This is a genomic window from Shewanella sp. ENK2 (assembly GCF_043568515.1).
GTDB lineage: Bacteria > Pseudomonadota > Gammaproteobacteria > Enterobacterales > Shewanellaceae > Shewanella > Shewanella japonica.
Genome location: NZ_CP171406.1, coordinates 798,879 through 811,328, shown reverse-complemented (window position 1 = coordinate 811,328; position 12,450 = coordinate 798,879). Strand labels below are relative to the sequence as shown.

Sequence of the window (12,450 nt, the reverse complement as noted above, 5' to 3'; positions counted from 1 at the left end):
GAACACTGCCCCTCAAGATGTGACTCAAGCTGATACTGATGATTCGGAGATACTACATCTGTTGAGTAAGCCCCATTCTTATCAAGCGGGTAAAGCGTTAACCTTAATGGTGCAAGGCACCACATCTGATGCAGGTAAGAGCACCTTAGTGGCAGGCTTATGTCGCTTATTTGCCAGAAAAGGCACGCAGGTTGCGCCATTTAAACCCCAAAATATGGCGTTAAATAGTGCAGTCACAGAAGACGGCGGCGAGATAGGTCGAGCTCAAGCATTGCAAGCGGTTGCATGTCAGCTTGAACCGCATACTGACTTTAATCCTGTACTGTTAAAGCCAAGCTCTGATATGGGAGCGCAAATCATCATTCATGGTAAAGCACTGACTTCATTAGAGGCCAAAACGTTTTTTGGCCCTGAAAGTCGCCATTATAAAGCAACAGCGATGAATGCTGTTTTGCAATCATTTGAGCGATTAACGCATCAATATGACATGGTCATCGTTGAAGGCGCAGGTAGCCCAGCAGAGATTAATTTACGTGAGGGTGATATTGCTAATATGGGCTTTGCTGAAGCCGTTGATTGCCCTGTCATTATTATTGCAGATATCGACAAGGGAGGCGTTTTTGCACACCTTGTAGGCACTTTAGCGCTGTTAAGTTTATCTGAACAATCCAGAGTGAAAGGCTTTGTTATTAACCGATTTAGAGGCGACATTAGTTTGTTGCAGTCGGGAATTGACTGGCTTGAAAGTTATACTAATAAGCCAGTATTAGGGGTATTACCTTACTTACATGATTTACACCTTGATGCAGAAGATGCCTTGATTGATAGCCCTTTAAAAACGAGTGACGTTATCGAGCATCAGCAAAAAATCACTGTGCTTGTATTTGTGTTTCCCAGGATCAGTAATCACACTGATTTTGACCCGCTTCGCTTACATCCACAGATTGATTTTCATTATATAAGTCAACAAACCCAAGCGAAATCGCTGCCGCCTGCCGCCGACTTAATTATCATGCCAGGTAGCAAAAATGTGCGCGCCGATTTAGCTTTCATGCGTGAGCAAGGCTGGGACAAGCTGGTTAATAAGCACTTACGGTATGGCGGTAAAGTCATTGGTATCTGTGGCGGATATCAGATGTTAGGCCATCACATTAATGACCCATTAGGCATTGAAGACGAAGCCGGCTCAAGCAAAGGTTTAGGCTTGTTAGCATTAAACACCACACTCACGAATGAAAAATTACTTACCAAAGTAAGCGGTTACTTACAGCTTGATGACGATAAGGTAGAGGTGTCAGGTTATGAAATTCATTGTGGTGAAAGTCACTTATTGGCTGAGGCTAACCTGAATCAACCTATAGAAATTTTTTATGAACAAGCTGATACCAATGCTAATACCAGCGCTAATAGCGTTGCTAATAAGAATATCGGCAATCACGAAGAAGATGAACAAACAGGGGTACCTTCGCTTCGTTTTGACGGACAAGTAAGTCATGATAATCAGATACTGGGATGCTATATGCACGGGCTATTTGACAGCCCCGATGCTTGCCAACTGATTTTATGCTGGGCAGGACTTTCATCTGCTGAGTCGTTGGATATTAATCAAATTCGAGAGCAACAATTAGAAAGATTAGCGGATGTGTTAGAAATACATCTTGATATGGATAAATTAACAGGAAGTCTTTAATGGAAAAGTCTGAAAATGTCACCAATAACAGCATTGAATCAACAGAGGTTAATCATGCTGATACTAAGGCGCAACGTCATAAAGCTCGCCAGCAAAAACTCAAAGAAGGTGTCGATGCAAAAATTGCTGCAGCTCAAGATGAAAAGGGCATTTTATTAGTGCTTACGGGCAATGGTAAAGGCAAATCAACGTCTGGTTTTGGTGCTGTGACACGTTGTGTTGGTCATGGACAAAAGGCGGCCGTTGTGCAATTCATTAAAGGTGGATGGGAGTGCGGAGAGCGTAATCTACTGGAAAAAGTTGGGGTTGAATTCTATGTCATGGGCACAGGATTTACTTGGGAAACCCAAGATCGTGAAAAAGACGTGGCTGCTGCGGAGTCTGCTTGGCAATCTGCCGAGAAGTTACTTAAAGATGAATCGATAAACCTAGTGTTATTAGATGAGCTAACTTATATGGTGACATATAAGTATATCGATTTAGCCCGTGTGATAGAGGCGCTGAATAATCGTCCACCAATGCAGCATGTGATTATTACTGGACGTGCCTGTCACCGCGATATTATCGAATTGGCAGATACCGTAAGCGAAGTACAACCGATTAAGCATGCTTTTAATGACGGTATCAAAGCGCAAATTGGTTTCGACTATTAATAAAAAAGCTGTTAATACATCATTGTGTTTATGGGCGGCTGTTATACAGATTTGACTGTGCCGCCTAAATTAACGCTCAAACTTATCACGGATAACCTTAGTATGTTGCCAGCTGCTCTTAGCTAATCACTATTACCAGCCTTTCTTAACCTAGCCTCTCTTAACTTAGCCTCTCTTAACTTAGCCAATCAATTAACATCAGTCCCAACTCTGCGCATATCAAGCAGACTCTTCAATGCCTCATTTACGCTTTATAAATATGCTTATTCATTTTTAGCGGTATAACCTTGTGCGATTGATCTTCATCTTCTCGCTCTTTTTTTGGCAAGACGCTAAATTGAATGAATTAAGAGCATGCTTGTTGCTAAAAAGTAAAATCAATCCGCTCGAGAAATTGTTTTACATTTCTAAATCAGCTTTTTTGTGTTCTTTTTGTAACTAAATAACGTTGATTTTAATTTAACGTCGCATGTGATGAATATAAGTGTAACTAAATCGATTAAATAACAGTTTGTGTAAATTTGTATCTTATTTGATTTTTTGATTTTTTATCTCTGTTTTTTATTTCGAACTATATTTGTAATATTACAATTTAAATATCTGTTATTGTTTTTGATTAAGCCTATGTTTATTCGGTTTATTTTGTGGTGACTTGCAATTGTTGTTTTTGTGTGGCGTTATTTTTATTAAAAACCTCCTTCTTATATCCCTCTATTGTTTTGCAATACGGTTAATTATGTTTAGGTTCTTGTATCACTTAGTGGTAAGTTAAGTGCATATAATGTATAGGTTATTTATCTTTTGTTAAGCTTTGGTGGTACTTATGTTTTGTGATGTAGATCTCTATCCGTGCCTTGCTATACATATGTAACTTGCTTAATATTCGAATGTTGATTGTGACGACTTCTTATATAAGTTAATCAAACAAATGTAATGACAATGTAAATATTGGGGTTTTAAAATTCCGCTTTAAAATTGAGTGTTTTTTGTTCAATTTGTTCCTGCTTTTTACAAGTTAATATTAACTAGTTATTAACAAATCGAGTGTTAACAGTGTTAATTCACCTCTGTTTTTGCTTGGTTTACATTTCTTTGAATATCTTTTGTTCGGTTTTTATTAATAAGTTTTTTAAATATGAAAACGCTTCCAATATGTTCATCGTCAATAAGTCAACCTCACACAAATAATAAATAAGTCAGAATTCAGCCTTCAAATGAAGTCACTGAAGTTTACTAATGGAAATAAACGCGATGCTTAAAAAAACAACAGTTGCAATCGCATTAGCCTCTTTGTTTTGTATGACAACTGCCAGTGCAGTGACATTACAACAAGAGGACAATGGGGATTACCTTGACCTTTATGGTGAAGTGGGTGTTGGTGGCCATTTTGGTACTAATTCAGATTACAACCATGACGAGTTTTATGACACCAAAGGGTATGTTGATGACAGTTTTGCAACCTTGGGAGTAAAAGGACAGCGCTCAAACTACATATACAGATTGGAGTTGGATTATCAACGTCGCAATTGGCTAGGTGGTGACGGCGAATTTGAACTTGCTATCGACAAAATGTATGTCGGTTATATGTTTGATGATCATCATTGGGTTGAACTTGGTTTAACGGATACCGCTTTTGATGAATACGATCATTTCGGTGATTTTACATTTAATAAGTCTGTTGAAACTGGTGAAGCGGGCGATCAAGAAAACACGGTTAAGTACGAAGCTAAGTTCGATCATCTGCTTTACGGTGTTTCTTATTCTTATGAAGGAGAGCATAAGAATGGTTCACCTCAAGGTGACATTGTAAATGGCTACGTAGGTTGGATGTCAGACGTTGTTTCTGTTGTTGCTGGTGTTGAAGCGCGTGGCGGTTCAGAAGGTGAATCTAAGTATGGCGAACAGCAGTTATTTGGACTTGGCATGCGTGTTCAAGTGACCTCTGATATTGCATTAGGCTTAAATGGTTTTATTGAAGATGAAGATCTTGCAACACGTAAAAGTGGCGATGTGTATCTCGCTTATGAAACGTTCCGCAATTATGGCCTCACGTTAAGCGGTAAATACCAACTGAATGAATCTTGGGAATTTATAGCTTCAGCTAACCATGAAGAGTATGAGAGTTGGGATGTTGAAAGCCCGAACTATGACTTCACGGAATTACCCGCTGAATATGGCAAAGATCGTCGCTGGGCAAGCGTAGGTTTTAATTACCGTCCAGCAAGAGACATTGTGTTGTCTGTTGAAGGTCGTGTAGGCGAAGCGCCAGAAGCCGGCTATGCATACGTACGCATGTACTTCTAGTTTCATTTTCAGTTAAACAATTATCGAGTTTACTATGAAGAAAAGTTTCCTTTCACTGGCAATCGCCAGTGTCATCAGTGTAGGTGCCAACGCTGGCGTCAACGATCTACTGATCACCGAAATGGTGCAAAAAAATTATGGCGCTGAAGTTGGCTCTGTAGAAATTACGAATACTCACGCAACTGAATCTTTCACTTTTACCGATGAAACTGCCGCATTTATGTGGGGTAATGGTAAATACGAAAATCAAATGTTAACAGCTGAAGGTGAGCCGCTATTAACCGGTATTACAGTTGAAGCGGGTAAATCTGTTGTTGTACTTAATTCGGCTGCGAGTGACGAGTACAAACAAATCATTACTGATAATGGCGGAGCGTTCGTTATTGGTGAAGGTAATGGTAACTACAGTGATTTTTACTTAAGCGGTAATGACGGTTTTTATATTAAAAACGGTGATGTGATCATTGACCGAGTTGGCGCTGCGGATAATACAAGCGTATGGGCTGAAGACACAACTTTACGTCGTCGCCAAGACAGTGAAGGCAATGCGCCAGTACCGTCAAGTGACTTTGATGCATCGCAGTGGGAAGTGATTACGCCACTGGATATGAGCACAGTTGGTGCGCCAAACCTTGCTGAATCATATGTTCCATTTGTATGTGAAAACTTAACCCGCATCAGTGACATTCAAGGTACTGGTGGCGAGTCTCCACTAAAAGGTGAAGCGGTTGCAGTGCAAGGTGTGGTAACTGCTGTTGTTGACCTACCTAAGAAAGGTTTCTATCTACGTGATGAAGTTGCAGATGGTAATCCATTAACGTCTGACGGTATTTTTGTTGAAAGTGGTAGCGCTGATAGCCAGCTTGTCGGCCGCACCGTTTGTTTAGGTAGTGATGTTGCTGAAAGTTATGGTCAAACTCAGTTAAGTGCAGAAAACTGGGAAATCACTAACAGTGACTTTACTGAGACTGTTGCTACAGATATCGAAATACTTGATTCTGATGGTGGTTCTTTTGAAACCACATTAGCACGTTACGAAGGCATGGTGGTTAATTTACCAGAAGACTTGAATCCTCAACAAGAGGGTAATCAAGACATGCGTGTTTCTCGTAGTTTCAGTTTTAACTACGACAGTTTCCGCAACAATATGACGTTGGCTTATATGCGTCCTAACATGCAGCCAAATCAGTTAAATGTTGCTGGTACACCTGAGTCAATTGCAGCTGCTGCGCAAAATAATGACTACCGTCTAGTGATTGAAAGCGCGACACAGGCAAGTAATGACAATATCCCTTATTACCCTAACTTTTCAGTTGCACCTGAAAATAATTACATTCGCATTGATGACAGTGTAGTGGGGATGGAAGGTGTGATTAGTTACAGCTACGGCGACTACACCTTAACAGTTACCAATGAGCTAACGAGCAATAACTTTGTTCACAACCTGCCAAGAACTGATAGCCCTGATATTGATGAAACTGTAGCCGATGATGAATTTGCTATTCGTATCGCAAGTCAAAACCTATTCAATTACTTTAATTCGCCATTTGGCGGTGATCAAAACCAATTCGGCCAAAGCCGTGGTGCTGATACTTACAATGAATTCATCCAACAGAAAACTAAGTTAGTTGAAGCCATTCGTGCACTCGATGCTGACGTTGTTGGTTTGATGGAAATTGAAAACAATGGTTATGGACTAAAAAGTGCGATTGCAGATTTAGTCAATGAAGTTAACGTTTACTATAACGATGAGTATGCCGATAACTTTGATAAGCCTTACTCAACAGAGAACCGTTATGTGTTTGTTGGTTTCGACCACAACGGTAACCAAATGCTTGATGAGTTAGATGCTTTAGGTTCTGATGCAATTGCAACGGGTATTATTTATCGCCCAAGCAAGCTGAGTATTGAACGCACACGAGTTGTGACAATGCCACAACAAAAAGCGCCTACCATTGTTAATGACAACAACGAAGTCATCAAGGACAACAACGATGAGATCCTAGAAAGTGGTCAAAACTATCATCGTGATGCGCTAGTTGTCACCTTCATGGTTAACCAAACAGGTAAGCGTTTAACCTTAGCGGTTAATCACTTTAAATCTAAAGGGTCAACCTGTTGGGAAGACTGGCAAGGTGTTGAGTTTGGTGATGCCACTAAATGGACTGATGATGCGCCAGATCTTGATTACCAAGGTTCGTGTTCTGAGTTCCGTATTTCTGGTGCAGTACATTTAGCTGAAGAGTTAAAGTCTGTTGAAGGTGATAGCATCATCTTAGGTGATTTAAATGCTTATGCTAAAGAGGATCCGTTACTGGTTCTGACCGAAAACCCACGTAATAAAGCCTTGATGACAGCAAGCCATACCTTTGTTGGTACTAAGCCGCAATTTAATAGCGATGGGTCACCTGTGGCAATTACACAAAGCTACGGTTACATCGATATTATTTCTAAAGTCTTTGAAGAAAAAGGCAAAACACCTTGGAGTTATTCTTATAACGACGAAGTGGGTTCATTAGATCACATCTTAATTTCTCCATCGCTTGAAGATCGTGTGATTGATGCATCGGATTGGCACATTAATGCTGCTGAATCTAGTTTGTACGATTACAACAATGAATACAAAGGCGACTACGATAACGAGTACAACAAGTTTTATGCCGAAGATCACTTCCGCTCGTCGGATCATGATCCAGCGCTTGTGACACTAAGTTACTTACCGGGTGAAGCTGACTCAAGCACGCCTATCTATCTAACCAAGCTTAATAAGTTGATTAAAGTGCCATATCAGATCCCTGAAGTAGCAGGGGCTATGGCGGGTGATATCGCTAAGATTAAGCTCACACCAAAAGATGATGAAGCTAAATTAGACATGAGCCAATTGGTTGAACCGAATGTGGTATTAACTCAAGACGGCGAAACCTTGGTGAACTTCGAAGTGTTTGGTGCTCCATCTGCTCGTTTCACTGCCAAGGTGACATTGGAACGTGACGGAACAGTGGTTGATGGTTCTACGGTTTCATTAGATATCGAAGTCGCAAGTCGTGATGCATTAGTGGCTGATATCAAAGAAGAAAAACATGATGGTAGCGGCGGTAGCACCGGATTTATCAGTCTACTGAGTCTGTTGGGATTATCGGCATTACGTCGCCGTAATCGTAAATAAGTTCAACCCCAAAGTGAGGTGTTAGCGCTAGCTTCACCTCACTTTCTAATAAAAAGATACGACTATGAATAATAAAATTAACGCAGTCGCAAAAGCAGTTACCCTACTGTTAGCTGCAGCGTCAACAGCTGCTAATGCTGATCTTGTCATTACCGAGTATGTTGAAGGTGGTGGTAGTAATAAAGCTGTTGAAATTTCAAACTTAGGCACGAGTGCAGTAGATTTAGATGCTGCTCAATACGCGATTACACTTTACTCGAATGGTTCAACTGAAGCGGGTAACTCGTCAATTCTCACCGGTACATTAGCTGCTGGCAGTAGTATTGTTTACCACAATGGCAGTGCCGATGACGCTTTTAAAGTGGGTATTGAATCAACTGTAACCTACTTTAATGGTGACGATGCGTTATTGCTGACAAAAGACGGCGCCATTATTGACCGTTTTGGCAAGCTTGGCGAAGACCCAGGTTCTGAATGGACCGATGCAAACGATGCTAACTTTTCGACTAAAGATAAAACGTTAAGACGCAAAGCCAGTATCACTACAGGTGATACCAATGCCTCGGCTGATTTTCCGGGTACTGATAACCAGTGGCTAGTATTCGATAAAGACACCAGTGATGGCTTAGGTTGCCCTGGTGAAGGTGCTTGTACTGCTGAACCTGGTGTATTAATCATTACCGAATACGTAGAAGGTGGTGGCAATAATAAAGCTGTTGAATTATCTAACGTAGGTGGCAGTGCAATTGATTTAGATGCTGCTGTATACACGTTAAGTTTATATGGCAATGGCAGCACTGATGCGGGTAATACCGAAACACTAACAGGTATGCTGGCTGCTGGTGAAAGCATTGTTTTCCATAACAGCAGTGCCGATGACGCATTCAAAGTGGGCACGGCTTCAACTGTTACTTATTTTAATGGTGATGATGCGCTGGTTCTTTATAAAGATGATGTGGTTATCGACCGTTTAGGTAAGTTAGGTGAAGATCCTGGTTCTGAATGGACGGATCCGAACGATGCAAACTTTTCGACAAAAGACAAAACGCTACGTCGCAAAGACAGTGTCACCGCTGGTGATACTGATGCAACAGCAGCATTCCCTGGTGATAACAATCAGTGGGTGACATTTGATAAGGACACTGCTGATGGCCTAGGTTGTGCTGGGGAAAGTGCATGTGGCGAAACGCCAGTTGAGCCAGACCCAGATACGCCTTGCTCAGGTTGTGAAGAGTTAACTCCTGTTGCAGACCCAACCACCTTTGACGGTAACGTTTATTATACTAACGTTCTGGCGGGGAGTTTTGATGATGCTGAAGCAATGAAAAATGCCATTTCTGTTGCTATTACTGCAGGTCATCAACAGCTAACTTACAAGCAAGTTTGGACAGCACTGTCTTATTCTGATGAAGATCCTGCTAACAGCAGTAATGTTATTGAGCTTTACACAGGCCTATCTGTGTCTAAGCAAAATAATGGCGGCAATACCAGTGACTGGAACCGTGAACACGTTTGGGCTAAAAGCCATGGCTTCCCAAGTGAGTCGCAATTAGGTTACACCGATGCGCACCATTTACGTCCAACGAATGTAAAGGTTAACTCAACTCGCAGTAACTATGACTTTAATGAGTGTAGCGATACTGGAACTGAGGTGGCTGACGCACCAGGCAATTACCTAGATACTGCGGCACGTTGTTTTGAGCCTCGCGATCAAGTTAAAGGTGATGTCGCACGTATGATCCTTTACATGGATACACGTTACCAAGGCAATGACAGTAACATGCCTGACTTAGTTGCAGTGGATCGCATCACTACGGCTGATGAAGTCAGTAATAACGACCCACTGCATGGCAAGCTATGTACACTTTATGCTTGGCATCAACAAGATCCAGTTGATGCTGCTGATACACAGCGTAATGATGCCGTGTATAAGTATCAAGGAAACCGTAACCCATACATTGATTACCCAGAGTGGGTTCAACAAGTTTATGGTGACCAATGTGGTGATCCAGCTAATCCGAGCTTAGATGTTGACGTAATTATCGATGCACCAGAGCAAGTGAACGAAGCTGAAACACTGGTTATTGATGCATCAGCTACGGTTGCTGAAGATGGTTCAGAGCTTAGCTTCAGTTGGGAGCAAACAGCTGGACCAGCGTTAACCTTTGATGGCACTAAGGCTATATTATCTGTAACTGCACCAGAGGTGACAGCAGATACAGCAATAGCGTTTACTTTAACGGTCAGTGACGGTGTACTGGATAAAACTCAAGTGGTTAATGTGTCTGTTATCAATGTGCCATTAGCTTTTGATGTTAGCTTTAGTGGTAACACTGAACTAAATGAAGGTGAAACCACGACGATTACTGCTGCTATAGCTGATGAGCCTGAAGGGTTAACATACACGTGGAACCAAGTGTCAGGTGCCGCTGCTGAGTACAGTGCAGATGGTTTAGTATTAACGGTTAACTCCCCTGAAGTTTCTGTTGATCAATCGCTTGTATTTGAACTTGTGATTAGCGATGGTGAAGAGCAAGTGACATCCTCTGTTAGTGTAAATGTTAGCAACACTTTAGAAGATGGTTGGAGCAAACCAGAAGGCGCCGGTAGTTTGGGTGCTGGTTTACTGATGCTGCTACCGTTACTTTGGCGTCGTCGTCAATCATAAGCGTTTGTCTTGATTCATGGCGTAACCATTAATATGAGTTAGTCGTAGTATTCAGTTTTATAAAATGAGTGACTAACTCACAGAAAACCAGCTGAGCATAGAGTTGCACAGCTGGTTTTTTTTTATTGCTAAATTCGGTGTTGTTGTTGATATGGATTGCAATAGTGCGTTATCTACATAATAGTAATTTGTAGGCTTGTTTTAAGCTGTTTACTGGTGTGATATTAGGGATAAGTGATGAAAACAATGACATGTAAGCAATTAGGCGGCGCCTGTGACCAGCGTTTTCAAGCTGACAATTTTGAACAAATACAAACCTTGAGTCAGGCGCATGGAAAGCTGATGTTTCAGCAGCAAGAGCCTGCACATATTCAGGCAATGACGGCAATGTCTGATTTAATGCAAAACCCATCAGCATTACAGGCTTTTATGGAAGAGAAACGGGCTTTATTCGAATCATTACCTAATGATTAATTAGCTGAATACAGGCAACTGCGAAGGGGATGGGGGAACACGACTAAGTGCTAGTTATTAGCTTTAGTTACTCTTTTTAGTTATCAGCTTTAGTTATTAGCTTTAGTTATTAACTTTAGTCACTCGCTATAAGCCAGTAACTACCTAAGCAAACACCCAATCGTTCAAATCACAAAAATAGAAAGGATTCAGAGTGAATGTAGCGCTATTAAGTCATACCGATACCGCCAATGCGAGCAAGGCATTAAGGTATTTTATCGATGGACTTTCAAACGATTTAAAATCACTACCTGTGGTTTATATCGCTTCAGAACCTGATGCACAAAGGCAATTTTTTAATCCTATTGCCGATTGTTATCGTCAACTTGGGTTTAATACTGTTCAGTATGTGGAACTAGAGCAGGACTTTGATGCCCAAGCAACGTTAAAGGTTTTAAGAGCGGCTGGTTTGGTTCATTTATCGGGTGGCGATACGTTTCGATTTCTATATTGGCTAAAGCAACGAGGGCTTGATAAACAGCTTTATCATTTAGCTGAAAATGGCTTACCGATTGTTGGCGTCAGTGCTGGTGCAATGATATTGACGCCAGATATCAGTAGCGCCATATTATGTGGCGATACAAATTCAATTGGGTTGGCTAACACATCAGCGCTTAATATAATGCCTTTTCAATTTGTACCACACGTTAAAAACCCGCAAGAACCCACTGCTCAAATAATGGATTTTGTTGCCCATACCCAACATGACTTATTATTGTGTTCAGATGATGATGCGGTAGTACTTCACAGTGGCTTGTTAACGACTGAATCTAGCTTAATACCAAAAAACATACATTACTTCGGCCAACCTAACTTAGTACAACAAGCCTAAAAAAGTGGGGCATTAAGCCCCACTAACATGATGTTTATGACTTGCTAATATGGCCTAGAACTTAGGTTTATATTCAAAAGCTGCTTGGGCTTTACTGTCAGTAAATACTTCAATAACCTGCTTTTTGTTAAACAAGCTGTTGACGATATTGTTAGGGAAAGCTTGAATACAGTTATTAAAATTAGCCACATTTTGGTTAAAAATACGCACTGCAGCACCGACATTTTCTTCTTGCTCAGTAATTTCCCCCATAAACTTGGCGAAAGACTCAGAGGCTTTAAGTTCTGGGTATGCTTCCACAGCGACATTGATGCCTTTGATTAATTCTTGTGATGCTTTATCAACCTGGCTTTGCAGTTTCGGGTCAATATTATTATCTTGCAGCGCATTAATACCTTGACGTAATGCGGTGATTTTAGGCAGCAAATCACTTTCGTAATCTTTGTGCTCTTGCAGAACACGATCAAGCTCAGGGATGATTCGGCTACGTTGTCTTTCTTGCGTTAACACATCAGCCCAACCGCGTTGTACTGCGTTATGCTCTTTAACAATGGCATTGTAAATGGTCAGCATAATAATCGAGATAACAACAATGACGGCTAATATCACATACGACATTTCCAT

At 41.1% G+C, this 12,450-nt stretch carries 8 protein-coding genes; 7 read left to right on the top strand and 1 reads right to left on the bottom strand.

What is annotated here, in order from left to right; translation table 11 throughout:
- Window positions 1-106: 106 nt before the first annotated feature.
- From ACGEDC_RS03705 to ACGEDC_RS03675, 7 genes are all read left to right on the top strand, one after another.
- Entirely contained in the window at window positions 107-1,690 is a 1,584-nt protein-coding gene (locus tag ACGEDC_RS03705) for a cobyric acid synthase (protein ID WP_394498229.1), read from the top strand.
- Window positions 1,690-2,343, top strand: coding sequence for a cob(I)yrinic acid a,c-diamide adenosyltransferase (gene cobO / locus ACGEDC_RS03700; RefSeq protein WP_394496511.1), 654 nt, complete (start codon window positions 1,690-1,692; stop codon window positions 2,341-2,343). The genes ACGEDC_RS03705 and cobO overlap by 1 nt, the downstream gene beginning before the upstream one ends.
- 1,251 nt (window positions 2,344-3,594) lie before the next feature.
- Complete coding sequence (locus ACGEDC_RS03695; RefSeq protein WP_394496509.1) at window positions 3,595-4,647, top strand: porin; 1,053 nt, start codon at window positions 3,595-3,597, stop codon at window positions 4,645-4,647.
- Window positions 4,648-4,681: 34 nt separating this feature from the next.
- Window positions 4,682-7,813: an ExeM/NucH family extracellular endonuclease gene (locus ACGEDC_RS03690; RefSeq protein WP_394496507.1), complete on the top strand. Its 3,132-nt coding sequence runs from the start codon at window positions 4,682-4,684 to the stop codon at window positions 7,811-7,813.
- A gap of 64 nt (window positions 7,814-7,877) precedes the next feature.
- Window positions 7,878-10,481 (top strand): endonuclease, encoded by a 2,604-nt coding sequence (locus tag ACGEDC_RS03685; RefSeq protein WP_394496504.1) that lies wholly within the window; start codon window positions 7,878-7,880, stop codon window positions 10,479-10,481.
- A gap of 237 nt (window positions 10,482-10,718) precedes the next feature.
- The gene (locus ACGEDC_RS03680) at window positions 10,719-10,955 is read left to right on the top strand and encodes a hypothetical protein (protein WP_394496502.1); all 237 of its coding nucleotides are present in this window, start codon (window positions 10,719-10,721) and stop codon (window positions 10,953-10,955) included.
- A gap of 193 nt (window positions 10,956-11,148) precedes the next feature.
- A complete protein-coding gene (locus tag ACGEDC_RS03675) occupies window positions 11,149-11,826 on the top strand; it encodes a Type 1 glutamine amidotransferase-like domain-containing protein (protein ID WP_394496500.1) in 678 nt (225 codons plus the stop codon).
- A 54-nt stretch (window positions 11,827-11,880) separates the two neighbouring features.
- Here ACGEDC_RS03675 and ACGEDC_RS03670 read toward each other — a convergent pair whose 3' ends face one another.
- Window positions 11,881-12,450: a LemA family protein gene (locus ACGEDC_RS03670; protein ID WP_394496498.1), complete on the bottom strand. Its 570-nt coding sequence runs from the start codon at window positions 12,448-12,450 to the stop codon at window positions 11,881-11,883.